Here is a 17,572-nt window from a genome sequence, read left to right as displayed (position 1 = left end):
ACGGGATGCCTGGCGTCATGCGGGGGAAGCGAATTCCCCCGCATGCGATTTCGCCGTCCTCGGCGGGAACGCCAGGACGGCCGGTCGAAACCTATCGGGCCGCGGTCACCACCACTTCGATCAGCACGTCTTCGCCGAGGTCGGCGATGCCGATCGTAGCGCGGGTCGGCAGGTCGTCTGCCGCGAGCCAGTTCGTCCAGGCTTCGTTCATCTCGCCCTTCTGGCTCATGTCGGTGATGTAGAGCATCGCCGAGAGAAGCTTGGTCTTGTCCGAGCCGGCCTCGACGAGCAGCTTCTCGAGCTTCTCGCAGATCTGCGCGGTCTGGCCGCCCATCGACTGCGACCGGTCGTCGGCGACGAGGCCGCCGACATAGATGACGCCGTTGTGCTCGACCATGCGATGCATGATCGGCGTCTTGAGGATTCGGTTGATCATTGGAAGACTCCGGTTGTTGTGGAGCGGGGAAGATGCGCCGCCTCTATGCGAGGTGGCGCGGCGAAAGAGGATGGGCGGCGCCTAGGCTGCCTGGTTGGCGAAGCGCCCGATGGAAAAGGGTGCGGTCGGCAGGTTCGTGCGGCCGGTCGAAACCAGTTCGGCGATGATCGATCCGCAGATCGGACCGAGTTGGAAGCCGTGCAGCGAATAGCCGAAGGAATGGAACAGACCATCCTCGGTGGCGCTCGGCCCGATCACCGGAATACCGTCGGCCATGCGCGCCTCGATTCCCGCCCAGGCCCGCACGATCCGCGCGTCCTGCATGACCGGGAAAAGATCGCGGACGGTGCGCGCGTTCTCGCCGAGCTTGGGGTAGTCGAGGATCGTGCGGTTGGTGTCGGGATCGGCCCGGCCGAGATAGCCGCCGCCGATCAGAACGGTACCGTTCCCGAACTGCTTGAAGGACAGCGTGCGCGAGGTCGCCCCGACGACGGGGCGAAGGAAGGGCGGGCGCCGCTCGGTGATCATCAGCATCGGCGCGACGACTTCCAGGGGCACGACCTCGCCGAAGCTTTCCGCGATCCTGCCGGCCCAGGCGCCAGCGGCATTGACCAGGACCGGCGCCATGAACTCACGGCCGTCCGTGAGCTGCGCGACGAAGATCCGCCCGTGCCGCCTGATCTTCTCAACGGCGACCCCTTCGACGAACTGCGCGCCGAGCCGCTCCGCCTTGTTCCGGAAGGCCTGCACCGTGCGAAACGGCAACGCCGCGCCATCGCCGCGCGAGACCAGGCCCCCCACGACATGCGGCGCGGCGGCGGGCACAAGATCCCGCAGCTCGTCCTCGCCGATCACCTCTTCATGGTCGAAGCCGGCCTGGCGCAGTTCCTCGGCGCGCGCCCGGCATTTTTCCAGATCCGCTTCGCTCTCGGCGAGCTTCACCTGGCCGTGGCTCTCGAAGCCGCAGTCGTCGTCGACCAGGTCCTCGATCCGGTGCCACAGCTCCATCGAGGCCATCGAAAGCGGCACCTCGGCGAGGTGCCGGCCGAGGCTTCGCACGCCGCCGGCGTTCACCCCGGAGGCATGGCGGCCGGGATAGTCCTTCTCGACGAGCGTCACCGACGCGCCCCGCATCGCCAGATGCAGGGCCACCGAGCAGCCGTGCAGGCCGCCGCCGACGATCAGGACGTCGCTGCTCGGCATCCCTTTCAGCCTCGCGCGACCGTCTTGATTTCGGTCTCGCTCATGTCGAGCGTGGCGAGTTCGGCAAGCGTGATCGGCTTGACCGGCGCGCGCAGGCGATAATAGCCGACCGCCTCCGCCGACGTGCCCCGCGCCTCGGCGATCGTCTCGGAGACGGTCAGCCCGCAAAGCCTTCCCTGGCAAGGTCCCATGCCGCAGCGCAGGAAGGACTTGAGCTGGTTGGGCCCGGTGATGTTGAGCGTCTTCACCGCGTTGCGGATCTGGCCGCCCGTCACCTCCTCGCAGCGGCACGCCAGCGTGTCGTCGCCGGCGACGCGGAACTGCTGCGCCGGCTGGTAGAGCCGATCCAGGAACGCGCGCCCGCGATCATAGCGAGCCAGAACCGCGCGGATGGGGGCGGCGCGGCGATCGCGCTCTTCCGGTGAAATGCGCCGCAGCGCCGCCAGTGCAGCGAGGCCCGCTATCCGCCCCCGCTCCGCCGCTGCTTCCGCTCCGGCGATGCCGCCACCGTCGCCGGCGATGGTGATCCCCTCGACGCTGGTGCGACCCCATTCGTCGAGCTTCGGCTTCCAGGTGAGCTGAAGCGGGTCGTATTCGAGCTCGCAGCCGCTGGCGCTCGCCATGTTGATATTCGGCACTACACCCTGATGCAGAAGGAGATGATCGGCTCCGATCTCGTGGACCTTGCCGCCTTTCGTGTAGCGCACGCGGGCGAGATGGCCCTCCCCTTGCGCCTCCAGCGCCGTCACTCCCGAGATGACGCGCGCCCTGCGGCGCACCTTCGCCATCAGCTTCAGGCCTTTCGCGAGATAGGGCGAGGCCAGGAAGCGGGGCAGTTGCCCGATCGCCGCGCTCCAGTTCGCCCTCGGCGTCGTGTCGAGGATGGCGTCGAAATGCTTGCCGCTCTCCAGATACTGGGCCGCGATCAGCCAGAGCAGCGGGCCGCTGCCGGCCAGCACCACCTTGCCGTCCACGGTGACGCCGGATGTCTTCAGCAGAATCTGCGCCGCGCCTGCCGTCATGACGCCGGGAAGCGTCCACCCGTTGATCGGAAACGGCCGCTCCAGCGCACCCGTTGCCATGACGACTTGCGCCGCGCGGATCATCGCCGTCCGTCCACCGGAAGAGATTCCCAGCTCGAGATCGGGAGCAAGCTGCCAGACCGTCGCGCCCGGAAAGTACGACGCCCCGCTCGCCGCGAAGGCGTTCGTCAGCTCTTCGCCCTTCCAGTAATCCTTGCCGAGCAAGGCACGCCGCTTGAGCGGCGTTGCGCCGATGCCGCGGTAGATCTGGCCGCCAGGGGCCGGGTTCTCGTCCACCAGCAGCACCGACGCGCCGGCGGCGGCGGCGAGTGTCGCCGCGGCCATGCCGGCGGGCCCTGCCCCGATCACGACGAGTTCGTAGGTCTTCGCGAGCTGGTCGACATGCGCGATCGGGGTCATCGGGCGAGTTCCCTCTTGCCGCGGCCGATCTGCGTCTCGACCGTCATTCCAGGACGCAGGGCGACGAGGCATCCCTGCTGGTTGCCGACGCCGTCGATCGTGACCAGGCATTCGAAGCACACGCCCATCATGCAGTAGGGCGCGCGGGGCTCGCCGCTGACCGCGCTGCTGCGACAGGTCTCGACGCCGGCCGCCAGAAGGGCGGCCGCGACCGTATCGCCCGCCCGTCCATCGACCGGCCGGCCATCGAGGGTGAAGGAGACCGTCGTGCGGTCGAGGTCAGGAAGCCGCTGGAACATGGAACCGTCTCGTGGAAAATGCGTCGAAATCTTGCGGAAGGACGCCTTCGGCAAAGTGCTTCGCGAGCAGTTGCGCGTGCGCCGCGGCCAGGGTGACGCCCGAATGGCAGGAGGCGACGAAGGCGCCGGGATGGGTGGGCGACTGCTCGTAGATCGGAAAGCCGTCGCGGCTGTAGACGCGCAGCGCAGACCATGTCCGCACCACGTTGAGGCGGCCGAGGCGCGGGAACATGCGGATCGCCCGGTCCGCCATCACCGCGTTGATGCCGGGACGCATGACGGTGTAGTCGTCCGCCTCTTCCTGGCTGTCGCCGATCATCACGCCGCCCTCGTCCGTCTGGCGGACGGTGGAGAGCGGCACGTCGAGGAAGGGTTCGGTCTTCTCGGTGACGAGAACCTGCCCGCGCAGCGGCCGCACCGGCACGTCCAGTCCGACCATCTTGCCGAGCCGGAGATTGTCGAGCCCGGCCGCCAGCACTATGCGGTCGGCGCTGAACGTGCCTTCGGCGGTCTTCAGCGCATAGCCGTCCCTGCCGGGCACGATCTCGTCCACCAGCGCTCCCGGCCGGTAGGTCCCGCCGAGCGCGGCGAAGCCGGCATGCAGCGCACGGAACAGCTTCAGCGAATTCACGTCGCCGTCGAGCGCGCAGTAGGTTCCGCCCACGACGTCCGGCCCCACCTCCGGCAGGTGTCGGCGAACCTCGTCGCCATCCAGCACGTCGATGCGATAGGGCTCGGTATCGGACTGGTTGTGCAGGCGGTTGATGTTGGCCGCCCGGCGCTCGAGTTCGTCCTCGGAAAGGCAGAGATGGTATCCGCCCGGCCGCCGGTAGGCGAGCGAGAAGCCGGCATGGCCCTCCAGCTCGGCGGCGAAAGCGCCCCACTCGTCGGACGAGCGACGCGTCCAGGTCGCATAGCGCGGCATGCCGAGGCCCTTGCTCTGGACCCAAACGAGCGCGAAGTTTCCGCGCGAGGCGCGCTTGGCGACGTCGCCCTCGTCGAGCATCAGCACCTTCAGGCCGCGCTTGACCAGGCCGTAGCCGATGGCAGAGCCGACCAGTCCCCCGCCGAGGACGGCGAAGTCGTAATCATGTTTCATCTTTATGCGTCCGAGCTTAGCTGCGGCCAGGGCCGACCAGCAGCCGTTCCATTCCGAAGAGGCGGTCGAGCACGACCATCAGGATCACCGTCAGGACGATGAGGATTGCCGAGACCGAAGCGACCAGCGGATCGATATTGTCCTGGATGTAGAGAAACAGCCGGACCGGCAGCGTTGTGGTGTGCGGCGTCGAGATGAAGATGCTCATCGTCACCTCGTCGAAGCTCTGGATGAAGGAGAGGATCCAGCCGGAGACGACGCCCGGCAGGATCAGCGGCAGCGTCACGCGCCGGAAGGTCGTCCAGCGTGAGGCCCCCAGCGAGACGGCGGCGTGTTCGATCTGCCGGTCGAGGCCGATCGACGTCGTCAGGATGAGCCGCAGCGCGAACGGAAAGACGACGATGAGGTGGCCCGCCACCAGCGTCCAGCCGGAGATGCCGAGACCGGTCTCGCTGAAGAAGCGCAGGAGCGCGATGCCGAGGACGATGTGCGGGATCATCAGCGGCGACTGGAAAAGGCTCAGAAGCGCGCCGCGGCCGGCGAACTGCATCCGCCCGAGGGCAAGGGCCGCCGGAACGGCGAGGACCACCGCCAGTGTCGAGGAGACCGCCGCCAGCCAGAGACTGGTGCGAAACGAGGCGAAGAATTCCGGACGGTCGGCGATGGCGTAGAACCAGCGCAGCGAGACACCACTGGTCGGCAGTGAGAGATAGCCGTTCGGGGTGAAGGCGACGACGCAGACGATCAGGATCGGCGCGACCGTGAACATCACCACGAAGGCGTGGAAGGCCAGCGCGAGGGGACCGTTACGGTTCATTGGAACACCTGCGAGTAGCGGCGCTCGACCAGCCTGTTGCAGCCGAGAATGATGACGATGTTGGCGACGAGGAGGAGCACCGCGATTGCCGCCCCCAGCGGCCAGTTCAGCGTCGACAGGAACTCGTCATAGGCGAGCGTTGCCGCCACCTTCAGTCGGCGGCCCCCGATGATCGCCGGTGTCGCAAAGGCCGAGGCCGCGAGGGCGAAGACGATGATCGATCCGGTGAGGATGCCGGGCATGATCTGCGGCAGGACGACCCGTCGCACGACCGTGAAGGGGGTGGCACCGAGGGAGATCGCTGCGTTCTCGACCTGGGGGTCCAGCCGCTGCAGCGCGGCCCAGACGGAGATGACCATGAAAGGCATCAGGACGTGGGCGAGCGCGATGACGACGCCGGTCTCGGTGTACATGAACTGGATCGGCGTCGTGAGGATCCCCAGCCCCAGGAGGGTCTGGTTGATCACGCCGGTGGAGCCGAGGAGCATCGCCCAGCCCAGCGTGCGGGCCACCACCGAGATCAGGAGCGGCCCGAGCATCACCAGAAGGAAGATCGCGCGCCAGGACCCCTTCATCCGATGCAGGATGTACGCCTCCGGCGCCCCGAGCGCGGCAGCGAGCAGGGTGGTGAAGAGCGAGATCCTGAACGTGCGCAGGAAGATCTCGTGGAAATACGGATCCCGGACGATCTCGGCGTAATTGGCCAGCGAGACGTCGCTCGAGATGCCCGTGTACATCCCGAAGGAGTGCAGCGACAGGATGAACGTCATCCCCAGCGGCACGAGGATGAGCGTTCCCACCACCAGCATCGCCGGCAGGTTGAGGACATACGGCACCCAGGAGCTGCGGCCATGCCGAGCCGGTGCCGGCGACGCCGCGTCTGTTGCTACGGTGCTCATCCTGCGCGAGCCTCGTCACGCGGCAGCACCCGCATGTCGTCGACGGTCCAGGCGAGATGAACCGTCTCCTGGACCTTGGGCAGCGTGCGGCTGCCGTTCGGGGCGAGGACGAAGATCTGTCCCGCCTCGCTGTCCACGTCGAAGAACCACTGGCTCCCCTGGAAGACGCGTTTCTTCACGATGCCTTTCAGGCCTGCATCGCCGAAGGCCACGCGTTCCGGGCGCACCGCCACGAGAACCGGTCCCTGCGCGCCGTCCTCGTCCAGAGTCCAGTGCTGGCCCGGCACGCTCACGGCACGACCGTCGCGCTGGCCCTCCAGCGTGTTGGTGCGGCCGAGGAAACTGGCGACGAAATGCGATGCCGGTGTCTGGTAGGCCGCTTCCGGCGGGCCGACCTGCTCGATCGCGCCCTTGTTCATGACCACGACGCGATCGGAAAGGGCCATTGCCTCGGACTGGTCGTGCGTCACCAGGATCGTCGTGAGACCGGTACGCTCCTGGATATCGCGCAACTCGCCCTGCATCTCCTCGCGCAGCTTGGCGTCGAGGTTGGAAAGCGGTTCGTCGAGCAGCAGGAGATTGGGCTCGATCACCAGCGCGCGCGCCAGCGCCACGCGCTGCTGCTGTCCACCGGACATGCGGCGAGGATAGCGGTCCGCCATCGTCTGCAGGCCGACGAGCTCGAGCACGGCGGCGATCCGACGGTCGCGCTCGGCTCTGTTCACCTTGCGCATCTCCAGCCCGAAGCCGACATTCTCCGCGACCGTCATGTGCGGGAAGAGCGCGTAGCTCTGGAACACGATGCCGAGCCCACGCTTGGCAGGCGTCACATGCGCGAGATCGCGGCCATCCAGAAGAATGTGGCCCGACGTCACGTCCACGAAACCGGCGATCATCTGGAGCGTCGTCGTCTTGCCGCAACCGGACGGGCCGAGCAGCGAGACGAATTCGCCGCGCTCGATGTCCAGCGATATGCCGTCCACCGCGATGAGTTTGTCATACGCCTTGGTGAGGCCGACGATCTTCAGGAAGCTCATGTTCACGCAACCGTTCGAGTGGATGCGTCCCGCCCGGAACCGGGCGGGACGCTTTTGAGGCTTGCGCCGCTGGTCAGCCCTCGACTTCGCGCGTCCAGCGGGTGTTCCATTCCTCGCGGATCGGATTGACATAGTCCCAGTCGATGACCCGAAGTTCTCCGACCTGTTCCGGGCCATAGGGGATGCCCTCGGCCTCCTCGTCGGTCAGCGAAGCGTTCTTGTTGACGGGGCCATAGCCGTAGCCGCGCGCCACCCGCTCCTGCACTTCCGGCGACAGGAGATACTGGAGGAGTTCCTGGGCCAGCGGGTTGTCGCGGCCCGCGATGGGGCAACCGACGATGCCGAGCGAAACGGCGCCTTCCTTCGGATAGACCATCTTGACGGGGAAACCCGTATTGGCGAGCGAGTTGATGCGGGCCGAACCCCACACGCCCAGCACCGCCTGGTTGCTCTGGAAGAGCGCGGTCATCTGGCCGGGGGACGCCTCGTAGGCGAGCACGTTCGGGTCGATCTCGTTGACGAAGGCCTCGAAGCCGGGATCGATATTGCGCTCGTCACCGCCGCCGAGTTCCGCCGCCATCACGAGGGCGTGGAGGCCGTAGGTGTTGGAAAGCGGCGGAACGACCAGCTTGCCGGCATATTTTGGATCCTTGAGGTCCGCCCAGGACGTCGGCGCCTCCCAACCCTGCTCCTCGAAATACTGCGTGTTGTACATCAGGCCCGTCGCCACGGCGCCGAGGCCGACCGCCTGGTTGCCGCTGATCTTGGCCATGTCGTAGAGCTCGTCATAGACGGGAGCCGGCTCGATATCGGAACAGAGGCCGAGGGCGATGGCCTGGTAGGCCGGTCCGTCGTCCATGATGGCGACGTCGATCTGGGGACTGGACTGGGTGGCGACCAGCCGCGCCAGCGTGTCGGTGGAGTTACCTGCCGTGTACTCGATGCGCACGCCGTGCTCCTTCTCGAAATCAGGAAAGACCTGTTCGCGCATCAACTGCTCGTAGGAGCCGCCATAGGCGGCGACGTAGAGCACGTTGTCCTGTGCCAGGGCGGGAGCGGCACCGACCAGGGAGACGACGGCGGCAGATACCAGAAGGGAAAGAGGCGGCTTGATGCTCATCGATAACTCCTGTCCAAAAATCGATCACCCTGTAACCATTCGAGAGTTGTCGCCATTCGTCAAATACGTTTTTATGTCGTCTCGATGACTCAATGTTATAGCGATGATCCGATGCGCACCCATGTTGAAAAGTAGGCAGGTCGAAGCCTTCCGTGCCGTCATATTAAGCGGCTCAGCGACCGAGGCGGCCAATTTTCTCAATGTCACCCAGCCGGCTATCAGCCGCCTGGTGGCTGACCTCGAGTATCAGATCGGCCTGAAACTCTTCGAGCGAAGGGGCGGAAAGCTGCTGCCGACGGCCGACGGCGTCACGCTTTATCGCGAGGTGGAGCGCTCGTTCGTCGGACTGGAGCGGATCGAGAAAGCCGCCAAGGACATTCTGGAACGACGGGGCGGGGAACTTCGGGTCGCAGCCTTACCCGCGCTTGCCACCAGCTTCTTGCCCATGGTCACCGCAAACTTTGTCTCCGCGCGCCCGGCGGTGGACATCACGCTCTACGGGATGACCTCGCCGTCCGTTCTGGACTGGGTGACGACGGGACGTTGCGACCTGGGAATAATCCACGAACGCATTCCGCACTCGGCGATCACCACCTACGAACTTCCGTCGATGGACGCCGTCTTCATCGCGTCGCGCGGCCACAAGCTGCTGGCACGCGAATCGATCGAGCCGAAGGATCTGCACGGCCAGGATATCGTCGCGCTGGCGGCTGCCTCCTCAACCCGTCGCAAGTTCGACGCCGTCATGGTCACCCATGATTGCGTCCCGCGGATCCGGACGGAAAGCCCGCTGACGATGATCATCTGCGGGATGGTCGACGCGGGATTCGGCTGCGCGATCGTCGATCCCTTCACCGCGTCGCATCTGCCCTGGCGAAACCTTCAGGTCCGCCCCTTCCTTCCGGCGATCAAGTTCGAATGGTCGATGATCGTACCGAACTTTTCGCCCGTTTCCTCGCTTGCCCAGGACTTCGCGGACGAGTTCGCGAATTCGTTCTCGCAGACGTTGAGCATCCTCACTCGTCGCCCGGCAATCGCTGACCATCCAGCGCTCCTGTCCGACCTTTGATCGGTTCCGCCTTCCGAAGGCGGTGCTAGACGGTACCCGGGGCCAAGGACTGTACGGTCTCCAGGATCGGCGCGGCGTCGTCGAGGTCGGGCGCGAGCATCGCGGCCACGCGCTCCAACGAGGCGATCAGCATCGATTGCTCCCAATCCTCGAGTGCCAGGAACTGCTCGTTGAATCGAGCGTGCACGCCATCGGGGGCGATCGTCAGGATGTCCTGGGCTCGCGGCGTCAGGGAAAGCCAGACCTGGCGGCGGTCGGTCTCGCCCTTGCGACGCTGCAGCATGCCAAGGGCCTCCAGCTTGTGGATCAGAACCGTCGCGGTCGCCTGGGTGATGCCCATGCGGGCCGCGAGATGCCCGGCGGTCTGCTCCTCTCCTTCCTCCAGCATCTGCAGGAAGATCAGCTGCGATGGGGTGAGCCCGGTCTCGGCCAGCAGGGCCTTCGCATTGAGCTCGGTGGTGCGCAGTATCTTGCGCATCGCGGTCAGGGCACGCTTGGTCCGGTCTTCCAAATAGCGCGATCCATCAATGGGCACGAGCTGTCCACCTTAGCTGCTCGATCGAGCGACCCCAAGCGGGATCGCGACATGTCACGTCGAAAAAATATAGTTCGTAGATACGAATCATTTCGCGATTCGGAAAGCTGCGCTCGGCCATTAGAAAAGTAAATCTGCACCTCCTGATGCCTGCAGCTTGGGCTCGATGAGCCATCTGGCCGCCTCAAGCCGGCGCAGATCACAGCCCCTTCAATTGACATTTAGTTAGATGTGTCTAACATTCTGGCTCTCAGCACTGGAGCCCACCCAATCATGCAGTCGACAGAGGCGATTCCGCGAAAGATCCAGCACGCCCATGCCCGTCTTCGGGCACCGCGGCCCGAAGACGGCGCCGCGATCTGGGCTCTGGTGCAGGACACTGCAGGGCTCGACGACAACTCGATGTACTGCAACCTGCTCCAGTGCACGCATTTCGCGGCGACCTGCGCGCTCGCCGAGATCGACGGGAGGGTGGTCGGTTGGGTGTCCGGCTACATTCCACCCGAGACCCCCGACGTGCTCTTCGTCTGGCAGGTCTGCGTCAGCGAGCGGGCGCGGGGCCAGGGCCTGGCGCGGCGGCTGATCGCTTCCGTCCTGGCCCGCGACGCCTGCGCCGGCGTCCGTGTCGTCCATTCGACCATCACCCGGGACAACGCAGCGTCCTGGGCCCTGTTCGGCGCGATCGCCAACTCGCTCGATGCCGATCTCACCCGCCAGCCGCACTTCGAGCGCGACGACCATTTCGATGGCCGGCATGAGACCGAATACCTGGTCTCGATCGGCCCCTTCGAGCGCGACGCGCTTTCCCTGCGCGACGCCGCCTGAGCCCGGCCTCCCCTTAACCTACCGTCCCAAGAAAGACGTGTTCATGACCGCAACGATTTCCGCCTTCTCGCCCGTATTCGACCGTGTCGAAAGCCAGGTGCGCTCCTATTCGCGCAGCTTCCCCAAGACCTTCGGCAAGGCGCAGGGTGCGACGCTCTACGACCAGTCGGGGGCCGCCTATACCGATTTCCTCGCCGGCTGCTCGACGCTGAACTATGGGCATAACGACCCCGACTTGAAGGCCGCTCTGGTCGACTACATCGCCGCCGACGGCATCGCCCACGGGCTCGACATGTTCACGGACGCCAAGCAGGCGTTTCTGGAGACTTTCGAACGCGTCGTGCTGAAGCCCCGCGGCATGGACTACAAGCTGCAGTTCACCGGCCCGACCGGCGCCAACGCGGTGGAAGCGGCGATCAAGCTGGCCCGCAAGGTGACCGGGCGCAACAACATCGTCGCCTTCACCAACGGCTTCCACGGCGTCACGCTCGGCGCGCTTGCCGCGACCGGCAATGCCGGGCATCGCCAGGGTGCCGGCACGCCGCTTTCGGGCGTCTCGCGGGCTGCCTTCGACGGCTATTTCGGCCCGGAGATCGATACGGCGGACATGCTGGACAAGCAGCTGTCCGATCCATCGAGCGGCTTCGACGCGCCGGCGGCGATCATCGTCGAAACCGTGCAGGGCGAAGGCGGGCTCAACGCCGCGTCCCCCGATTGGCTGCGGAAGATCGAGGCGATCGCCCGGCGGCACGGGGCGCTGTTCATCGTCGACGACATCCAGGCCGGGTGCGGACGGACGGGCAGCTTCTTCTCCTTCGAGAAGATGGGGCTCGACCCCGACATCATCACCATGGCCAAGTCGCTCTCCGGCATGGGCCTGCCGATGGCGCTGACGCTGTGCAAGCCGGCGCACGACATCTGGGAGCCGGCCGAGCACAACGGCACCTTCCGGGGCAACAACCACGCCTTCGTCACCGCCACCGCGGCGATCGAGAAATTCTGGTCGGACGGCGCGTTCGAGGCCGAAGTCGCGAAGAAGGCCCGGTATCTGGAGGATCGGCTCGGTGCGATTGCCGCGACCTACGGCTTCACCCTGCGCGGTCGGGGGATGATGCGCGGGATCGACACCGGGACCGGCAACGTCGCCGAAGCGATCTGCCAGGCCTGCTTCCGGCAGGGGCTGATCATCGAGACATCGGGCGGCCATGACGAGGTCGTCAAGGTGCTCGCGCCCCTGACCATCCACCAGCGCCAGTGGGCCGCCGGGCTCGACATCCTCGAGATGGCGTTCGACGAAGTTCTGGGCGGCCACCGCGCCGCTGCCGAATAGAAGGTATCCGACCATGATCGTGAGAGACCTTGCCGCCGCGCGGCAGACCGACCGCCTGGTGACCGCCGAGGGCTGGGATTCGACCCGGCTGCTGCTGGCCGTGGATAAGATGGGATTCTCGTTCCACATCACCCGCATCCACGAGAACACCAGCCACGTCTTCCACTACAAGCACCATTTCGAGAGCGTCTACTGCATCTCGGGCGAAGGCTCGCTCGAGGACCTGGCGACCGGCGAGGTCCATCAGATCCGCCCTGGCGTGATGTACGGCCTCGACCAGCACGACCGGCACCGCCTGAGCGCCAAATCGGAGATGGTGATGGCGTGCTGCTTCAACCCGCCGGTCAGCGGCAGCGAGGTGCACCGCGACGACGGCTCCTACGCGCCGGCCGCCGAATCCACCTGATCTTTGGAATAAAAACGCAGGAAGGAACTCCCATGAGTACCGCCATGCAATGGAACAGCCACGACGATCTCTATCCTACCCGGCTTCGGACCGAGCAGTGGCTGGAGCGCAGGGACCCCACCTTTTGGGGCCGGTGGACGCCGCAAGCGCCGCTGACGCGCGAACAGACCGAGAGTTTCGATGAGAACGGTTACCTCGTCCTGAAGGACGTCTTCTCGCCGCTCGAGGTGACGGCGCTGCAGGAGGAGTCGCGCCGCATGCGCAGCGGCGAGGCGACGCTTTCGGCCGAAAACGTCATCACCGAACCCGGCTCGAGCGAGGTGCGCACGGTCTTCCGGCTCGACGAGCAGAATGCCCTCTTCGATCGCCTGGCGCGCGACGCGCGCATCGCGGGGCGGGTCAGCTATCTGCTCGACGACGACGTCTACCTTCACCAGAGCCGGCTGAACTACAAGCCCGGCTTCACGGGCAAGGAATTCTACTGGCATTCCGATTTCGAGACCTGGCACGCCGAGGACGGCATGCCGCGGATGCGGGCGATCTCGGCCTCGATCCTGTTGACCGACAATGACGCGCTCAACGGTCCCCTGATGCTGATGCCGGGGTCGCACAACACGTTCGTTGCCTGTGCCGGCGAAACCCCCGAGGACAACCACAAGACGTCGCTGAAGAAGCAGGAGGTCGGGGTTCCGAGCCACGACAGCCTGTCGGAGATGGCCCGCCGCCATGGCATCGACTACGCCGCCGGCGTCGCCGGAACGGTCGTGCTGTTCGACTGCAACACGCTGCACGGCTCGAACGGCAACATCACACCGTTCCCGCGCTCCAACGCCTTCTTCGTCTACAACGCCTGGAGCAACAAGGTGGTCGATCCGTTCGCCGCCCGGTCGCCCCGCCCGGCGTTCCTGTCGTCGCGCGATCCGGAACGCCCGATCGAGATCGTTTCCGGCAAGCTCGCCTGAGCGGCGTCAACAGCGCATCCGCGGACGACTTACCGACAAACTCGACCGTTCCCGTCCGCCGGGACCGGCACTGGAGACTTCATGCCCAAAGCGCCTCATAGTGTTGAAAAGATCGGCGGCACGTCGATGTCGCGCACCGCCGAACTGCTCGATACCGTCCTGATCGGCGAGCGCTCGGGAGAGGCCCTCTACAACCGCATCTTCGTCGTCTCCGCCTATGCCGGCATGACCGACGCCCTGCTGGAGCACAAGAAGTCGGGCGAGCCGGGCGTCTACAAGCTGTTCGCCGGCGCCGAGAGCGGCGGGAGCTGGGGCGAAGCGCTCAGCCATGTGGCGCGGCGGATGCTCGACAAGAATGCCGAGATCTTCGACGATCAGGAACTGCGCGACGCCGCGGACCGCTTCGTCAGGGAGCGGATCGAAGGCGTTCGCTCCTGCCTCATCGATCTGGCGCGGCTCTGCTCGTTCGGGCATTTTCAGCTCGAGCAGCATCTGATGACGGTGCGCGAGATGCTCTCCTCGCTCGGCGAGGCGCAGTCGGCGCACAACACCGCGCTGCTGCTGAAGAGCCACGGGGTCGGCGCACGGTTCGTCGACCTGACCGGTTGGTGCGAGGACGGGCAGCTGCCGCTCGACGAGGCAATCACGCGGGCCTTCGCCGACATCGATATCAGCCGGGAGCTGCCGGTGGTGACGGGCTATGCCCAATGCACCGAAACGCTGATGGAGACGTATGACCGGGGGTATTCCGAGGTGACGCTGTCGCGCGTGGCGGTGATGACCAAGGCCGCCGAGGCAATCATTCACAAGGAATTCCATCTGTCGTCGGCCGATCCCCGCGTCGTCGGTGCGGATGAAGTGCGGGTCATCGGCGAGACCAATTACGACGTTGCCGACCAGCTCTCGAACATGGGGATGGAGGCGATCCATCCTCGTGCGGCCAAGAGCCTGCGCCAGGCCGGCATTCCCCTGCGCGTCAAGAACGCCTTCGAGCCCGACCATCCCGGAACGGTGATCCGCTCGGACAACCTCACGACGCGACCGGGGGTGGAGATCGTCACCGGCCTCAAGGGCGTCTTCGCCTTCGAATTCCACGACCAGGACATGGTCGGGGTCAAGGGCTACGACAGCGAGATCCTCGAGGCGCTGCGCCGGCACAAGGTCTGGATCATCGCCAAGACTTCCAACGCCAACACGATCACGCATTTCCTGAAAGGCTCGATGCAGGCGATCAAGCGCGTCGAGGCCGATCTTTCCAAGGCGTTTCCCAATGCCGGCATCAACCTGCGCAAGCTGGCCCTGGTGTCGGCGATCGGCCGGGACCTCGGCGGCATCAGCACGCTCGGCAAGGCGATCGCCGTGCTCTCGGAAGCCGGCATCGTGCCGCTCGGGGTCCACGACCTGATCCGCAAGGTGGATCTGCAGGTCGTCGTCGAGGAGCGCGATTTCGAGGCGACGATCCGGGCCCTGCACAAGGGCCTTGTCGCCAGCGGGGCCGCTCCTTGCGCTGGGAAGCTCGCAGCCTGAACAAGCCGGCCGACACCGGCTGGAACGCCGCCAGTCGCTGACGGCTATCCCGCTATTCGCTCTGCTGGCTTTGTTTCTTCCGGTCGACCCATCGGAAGATCGGCGCGGCGGCCGCCATGACGAGGACCACGCGGACGATGTGATGGGTGGCGACGAAGGCGACCTCGATCTGCAAGGCGAGCGCGATGACGCTCGTCTCCACCAGCCCTCCTGGCGCGTAGGCAAGCGCCACGGAAACCACGTCGAGCGGAGTCAGGGCGGCCAGAGCGAACGCGAAGGCGACCGCGCTGGCGATCAGGATGACGAACGATCCCAGGGACAGGACCAGCGTCCGCAGCATCTCGCTCGGCGCCGTTCCGACGAAGCGACAGCCGAGCGTGACGCCGAGCACCAGCTGGGCGATCCAGACGATCTCGCGCGGCGGCGCCGTATGCGTCCAGCCGGCGAGATGAACCGCGCCGCTGGCGATCATCGGACCGAGAAGATAGGGGGCGGGCAGCTTGAGCCTGCGGCCGAGAATGGCGCCCAGCACGCCGGTGCCGATGAGCCAGAGCACCGACTCAAGGCTCGCCCCGCCGATCGGCGCGCCGGTGGCGGCGCCGGTGCCGATGTCGCCCCCGCCGAGCGCGGGGATCAGGAACGGCAGGCAGGACACCGTCAGAAGGATGCGGATCGAATGGACGAGCGCAATGCGGCGCGCGTCGCCGCCGCGGGCCTGGCCGAGCAGCACCATCTCGATCAGACCGCCCGGCATGCCGGCGAAATAGGCCGTTGGCAGGTCGTAGCCGCCGATCTTGCGGAAATAGGCGACGCAGGCCGCCCCGGAGACGAGGAGAAACAGCATCAACCCGGCCAGCGTCGGGATCCAGGCCCCCATCCGGCTTACCATGTCGGCCGAAAAGCTCGCGCCGAGCAGGACCCCGAGCACCACCGACATCGGCGGGCGCACGATCATCGGCGCCCGGACGGGCAGCTTCACCAAGGCGGCCAGCGTGCAGGCGAGCATGGCGCCCAGCATCCAGGGCAGCGGCCATCCCATATAGAGAAAGGCCGCCGTGCCGAGCCCGCCGATCCCGAGCGCCAGCGCGAAGCGGGGATAGTCGAATCGGGCAGGATGGAAGGCGCTGAGCATGGTCATGCTGACACTTCTAAGGTCTGCATGGCGCTAACGGACGGACGCCGCGATCTGCTCGATGATCGCCGCGCCGGTGCGGATGCCCTTGTGGAAGAATTCGAGCCCGATGTTCTCGTCGGGCGCATGGTTGCGTTCGTCGGCATTGGCATAGGGAACGAAGAACGCCGGTATGCCGAGGATGCGGGTAAAGGCGGAGTCGGGCCCGCTGGCGCCGATCATCGGGTAGAGCAGCGGCGGCTGTTCGTGGCCAAGCGTCACCGCGCGGATCAGCGCGTCGGCGAACGGGTGATCCATGTCCGTCTTGGACGGATGCTTGCCGCCGCCCTGCCGCACGAATTCGACGCCCGGCGCGTGCCGGCGCACGTGGTCCTCGACGAGTGACAGGATCGTCTCCGGCGCCATCCCGTCGACCAGGCGCATGTCGCATTTGGCCCGCGCCTCGCAGGGGATGACCGTCTTGATCCCCTTGCCGGTATAGCCGCCGACGATGCCGTTGATGGTGAGCGTCGGCTGGAACATGATCCGGTCGAACAGCGGGCGGTCGTGCGGCGGGTCGAGTTCTCGGATGCCGATTTCCCGCTTCAGCGCGTCGAGGTCGACGGGCAGCGCATCGGCGGCAGCGCGCTCGCGTTCCCCGGGCGGCACGATGTCGTCGTAGATCCCGTCGATGGTGATCGTCCCGTCCGGGCTCTTCATGGTCGCCAGCAGATGCACCAGCGTCCACGCCGCGTTCGGCGCGATGCCGCCGAAATTGCCGGAATGGAGGTCCCGGCCGGCTTCCCGCGCGACGAGATCGAAGCGCACGGCGCCGCGGGTGCCGAACATGATCACCGGCTTGCCGGACGCGTCGAGCGGCCCGTCCGCCGTCACCACGAGATCGGCCTTGAGCAGATCCCGGTTGGCTTCGACGAACGCCTCGATATGCGGGCTGCCCACCTCCTCCTCGCCCTCGAGCAGGATCTTCACGTTGCAGGGCAGGTCGCCGTGCACCTTCAGCCAGGATTCGATCGCCAGGATCTGCGCGAAATGCTGCCCCTTGTTGTCACCCGCGCCCCTCGCGTAGATGCGCCCGTCGCGGATGGTCGGCTCGAAGGGCGGGCTCGTCCAGGCCTCCAGCGGCTCGGGCGGCTGCACGTCGTAATGGCCATAGAACAGGATTGTGGGCAGGCCCGGCTTGGGCGGTAGCGAACCCACGACCATCGGATGGCCTGCAGTCTCGACGACCTCGACGTCCATGCCCATGGCGCCCAGCATCGTCTCGAGAAGCGCGGCGACCTCGCGGATGCCGATGTCCTGAGCGCTGATCGAAGGCTGGCGCAGATAGTCGATCAGCCGGTCGACGAAGGCGTCCTCGTTCGCGGCGATGTGGCGGAAGACGGGCGCCAGCATCGGCTCGTTCGCGGTGTCCAAGCTGTCCGTCCCTCCGCTTCG

Annotated in this window: 18 protein-coding genes; 6 read left to right on the top strand and 12 right to left on the bottom strand. The window is 66.2% G+C overall.

Going from position 1 to position 17,572, the window contains the following annotated elements:
• Nucleotides 1-91: 91 nt before the first annotated feature.
• The 9 genes from GGR03_RS18130 to GGR03_RS18090 form a co-directional block, all read right to left on the bottom strand.
• A complete protein-coding gene (locus tag GGR03_RS18130) occupies nucleotides 92-436 on the bottom strand; it encodes a RidA family protein (RefSeq protein ID WP_183210195.1) in 345 nt (114 codons plus the stop codon).
• A gap of 81 nt (nucleotides 437-517) precedes the next feature.
• Nucleotides 518-1,639 (bottom strand): NAD(P)/FAD-dependent oxidoreductase, encoded by a 1,122-nt coding sequence (locus GGR03_RS18125; protein WP_183210194.1) that lies wholly within the window; start codon nucleotides 1,637-1,639, stop codon nucleotides 518-520.
• Nucleotides 1,640-1,644: 5 nt separating this feature from the next.
• Nucleotides 1,645-3,081, bottom strand: coding sequence for an FAD/NAD(P)-dependent oxidoreductase (locus GGR03_RS18120; protein ID WP_183210193.1), 1,437 nt, complete (start codon nucleotides 3,079-3,081; stop codon nucleotides 1,645-1,647).
• Complete coding sequence (locus GGR03_RS18115; protein ID WP_183210192.1) at nucleotides 3,078-3,380, bottom strand: (2Fe-2S)-binding protein; 303 nt, start codon at nucleotides 3,378-3,380, stop codon at nucleotides 3,078-3,080. Before GGR03_RS18115 ends, GGR03_RS18120 begins: the two co-directional genes overlap by 4 nt.
• Nucleotides 3,361-4,479: an NAD(P)/FAD-dependent oxidoreductase gene (locus GGR03_RS18110; RefSeq protein ID WP_183210191.1), complete on the bottom strand. Its 1,119-nt coding sequence runs from the start codon at nucleotides 4,477-4,479 to the stop codon at nucleotides 3,361-3,363. Before GGR03_RS18110 ends, GGR03_RS18115 begins: the two co-directional genes overlap by 20 nt.
• A gap of 16 nt (nucleotides 4,480-4,495) precedes the next feature.
• Nucleotides 4,496-5,296, bottom strand: coding sequence for an ABC transporter permease (locus tag GGR03_RS18105; protein ID WP_183210190.1), 801 nt, complete (start codon nucleotides 5,294-5,296; stop codon nucleotides 4,496-4,498).
• Nucleotides 5,293-6,195 carry an ABC transporter permease gene (locus GGR03_RS18100; protein WP_183210189.1) on the bottom strand — a complete coding sequence of 301 codons (903 nt, stop codon included), beginning with the start codon at nucleotides 6,193-6,195 and terminating at the stop codon, nucleotides 5,293-5,295. The genes GGR03_RS18105 and GGR03_RS18100 overlap by 4 nt, the downstream gene beginning before the upstream one ends.
• Nucleotides 6,192-7,232, bottom strand: a complete 1,041-nt coding sequence (locus GGR03_RS18095) for an ABC transporter ATP-binding protein (RefSeq protein ID WP_183210188.1) — start codon at nucleotides 7,230-7,232, stop codon at nucleotides 6,192-6,194. Before GGR03_RS18095 ends, GGR03_RS18100 begins: the two co-directional genes overlap by 4 nt.
• A 73-nt stretch (nucleotides 7,233-7,305) precedes the next feature.
• Nucleotides 7,306-8,352 (bottom strand): ABC transporter substrate-binding protein, encoded by a 1,047-nt coding sequence (locus tag GGR03_RS18090; RefSeq protein ID WP_183210187.1) that lies wholly within the window; start codon nucleotides 8,350-8,352, stop codon nucleotides 7,306-7,308.
• Between the two features lie 121 nt (nucleotides 8,353-8,473).
• Between GGR03_RS18090 and GGR03_RS18085 the strand changes: the two genes are divergently transcribed.
• Entirely contained in the window at nucleotides 8,474-9,421 is a 948-nt protein-coding gene (locus GGR03_RS18085) for a LysR substrate-binding domain-containing protein (protein WP_183210186.1), read from the top strand.
• A gap of 25 nt (nucleotides 9,422-9,446) precedes the next feature.
• Here the strand turns inward: GGR03_RS18085 and GGR03_RS18080 are convergent, their stop codons facing one another.
• Nucleotides 9,447-9,932: a MarR family winged helix-turn-helix transcriptional regulator gene (locus GGR03_RS18080; protein WP_183210185.1), complete on the bottom strand. Its 486-nt coding sequence runs from the start codon at nucleotides 9,930-9,932 to the stop codon at nucleotides 9,447-9,449.
• Between the two features lie 297 nt (nucleotides 9,933-10,229).
• Here GGR03_RS18080 and ectA point away from each other — a divergent pair, with 297 nt between their 5' ends.
• The 5 genes from ectA to GGR03_RS18055 all read left to right on the top strand — a co-directional run bounded on the left by ectA (nucleotide 10,230) and on the right by GGR03_RS18055 (nucleotide 15,006).
• Nucleotides 10,230-10,781 carry a diaminobutyrate acetyltransferase gene (gene ectA / locus GGR03_RS18075; protein ID WP_183210184.1) on the top strand — a complete coding sequence of 184 codons (552 nt, stop codon included), beginning with the start codon at nucleotides 10,230-10,232 and terminating at the stop codon, nucleotides 10,779-10,781.
• Nucleotides 10,782-10,824: 43 nt separating this feature from the next.
• Nucleotides 10,825-12,111, top strand: a complete 1,287-nt coding sequence (gene ectB, locus GGR03_RS18070; protein WP_183210183.1) for a diaminobutyrate--2-oxoglutarate transaminase — start codon at nucleotides 10,825-10,827, stop codon at nucleotides 12,109-12,111.
• Between the two features lie 13 nt (nucleotides 12,112-12,124).
• Nucleotides 12,125-12,517, top strand: coding sequence for an ectoine synthase (locus GGR03_RS18065; protein WP_183210182.1), 393 nt, complete (start codon nucleotides 12,125-12,127; stop codon nucleotides 12,515-12,517).
• Between the two features lie 32 nt (nucleotides 12,518-12,549).
• Entirely contained in the window at nucleotides 12,550-13,479 is a 930-nt protein-coding gene (thpD, locus tag GGR03_RS18060) for an ectoine hydroxylase (RefSeq protein ID WP_183210181.1), read from the top strand.
• Between the two features lie 81 nt (nucleotides 13,480-13,560).
• Nucleotides 13,561-15,006: an aspartate kinase gene (locus tag GGR03_RS18055; protein ID WP_183210180.1), complete on the top strand. Its 1,446-nt coding sequence runs from the start codon at nucleotides 13,561-13,563 to the stop codon at nucleotides 15,004-15,006.
• A 52-nt stretch (nucleotides 15,007-15,058) separates the two neighbouring features.
• Here the strand turns inward: GGR03_RS18055 and GGR03_RS18050 are convergent, their stop codons facing one another.
• Both GGR03_RS18050 and GGR03_RS18045 read right to left on the bottom strand, forming a co-directional pair.
• Nucleotides 15,059-16,144, bottom strand: coding sequence for an AbrB family transcriptional regulator (locus GGR03_RS18050; RefSeq protein ID WP_183210179.1), 1,086 nt, complete (start codon nucleotides 16,142-16,144; stop codon nucleotides 15,059-15,061).
• Between the two features lie 27 nt (nucleotides 16,145-16,171).
• Entirely contained in the window at nucleotides 16,172-17,551 is a 1,380-nt protein-coding gene (locus tag GGR03_RS18045) for a M20/M25/M40 family metallo-hydrolase (RefSeq protein ID WP_246368215.1), read from the bottom strand.
• Nucleotides 17,552-17,572: the final 21 nt, after the last annotated feature.

Source organism: Aurantimonas endophytica, assembly GCF_014196845.1.
Taxonomy (GTDB): domain Bacteria; phylum Pseudomonadota; class Alphaproteobacteria; order Rhizobiales; family Rhizobiaceae; genus Aurantimonas; species Aurantimonas endophytica.
Note: the sequence above shows the minus strand (reverse complement) of the source record. Positions and strands in the feature narration are given on the sequence as shown.

Excerpts from the sequence above, each read along its gene's own strand:
- GGR03_RS18110 (WP_183210191.1), bottom strand. The coding sequence starts at position 4,479 with ATGAAACATGATTACGACTTCGCCGTCCTCGGCGGGGGACTGGTCGGC.
- GGR03_RS18055 (WP_183210180.1), top strand. The coding sequence starts at position 13,561 with ATGCCCAAAGCGCCTCATAGTGTTGAAAAGATCGGCGGCACGTCGATG.
- GGR03_RS18125 (WP_183210194.1), bottom strand. The coding sequence starts at position 1,639 with ATGCCGAGCAGCGACGTCCTGATCGTCGGCGGCGGCCTGCACGGCTGC.
- thpD (WP_183210181.1), top strand. The coding sequence starts at position 12,550 with ATGAGTACCGCCATGCAATGGAACAGCCACGACGATCTCTATCCTACC.
- GGR03_RS18105 (WP_183210190.1), bottom strand. The coding sequence starts at position 5,296 with ATGAACCGTAACGGTCCCCTCGCGCTGGCCTTCCACGCCTTCGTGGTG.
- GGR03_RS18100 (WP_183210189.1), bottom strand. The coding sequence starts at position 6,195 with ATGAGCACCGTAGCAACAGACGCGGCGTCGCCGGCACCGGCTCGGCAT.
- GGR03_RS18065 (WP_183210182.1), top strand. The coding sequence starts at position 12,125 with ATGATCGTGAGAGACCTTGCCGCCGCGCGGCAGACCGACCGCCTGGTG.
- GGR03_RS18130 (WP_183210195.1), bottom strand. The coding sequence starts at position 436 with ATGATCAACCGAATCCTCAAGACGCCGATCATGCATCGCATGGTCGAG.
- GGR03_RS18085 (WP_183210186.1), top strand. The coding sequence starts at position 8,474 with ATGTTGAAAAGTAGGCAGGTCGAAGCCTTCCGTGCCGTCATATTAAGC.
- GGR03_RS18120 (WP_183210193.1), bottom strand. The coding sequence starts at position 3,081 with ATGACCCCGATCGCGCATGTCGACCAGCTCGCGAAGACCTACGAACTC.
- GGR03_RS18095 (WP_183210188.1), bottom strand. The coding sequence starts at position 7,232 with ATGAGCTTCCTGAAGATCGTCGGCCTCACCAAGGCGTATGACAAACTC.
- GGR03_RS18090 (WP_183210187.1), bottom strand. The coding sequence starts at position 8,352 with ATGAGCATCAAGCCGCCTCTTTCCCTTCTGGTATCTGCCGCCGTCGTC.
- GGR03_RS18050 (WP_183210179.1), bottom strand. The coding sequence starts at position 16,144 with ATGACCATGCTCAGCGCCTTCCATCCTGCCCGATTCGACTATCCCCGC.
- ectA (WP_183210184.1), top strand. The coding sequence starts at position 10,230 with ATGCAGTCGACAGAGGCGATTCCGCGAAAGATCCAGCACGCCCATGCC.
- GGR03_RS18115 (WP_183210192.1), bottom strand. The coding sequence starts at position 3,380 with ATGTTCCAGCGGCTTCCTGACCTCGACCGCACGACGGTCTCCTTCACC.
- ectB (WP_183210183.1), top strand. The coding sequence starts at position 10,825 with ATGACCGCAACGATTTCCGCCTTCTCGCCCGTATTCGACCGTGTCGAA.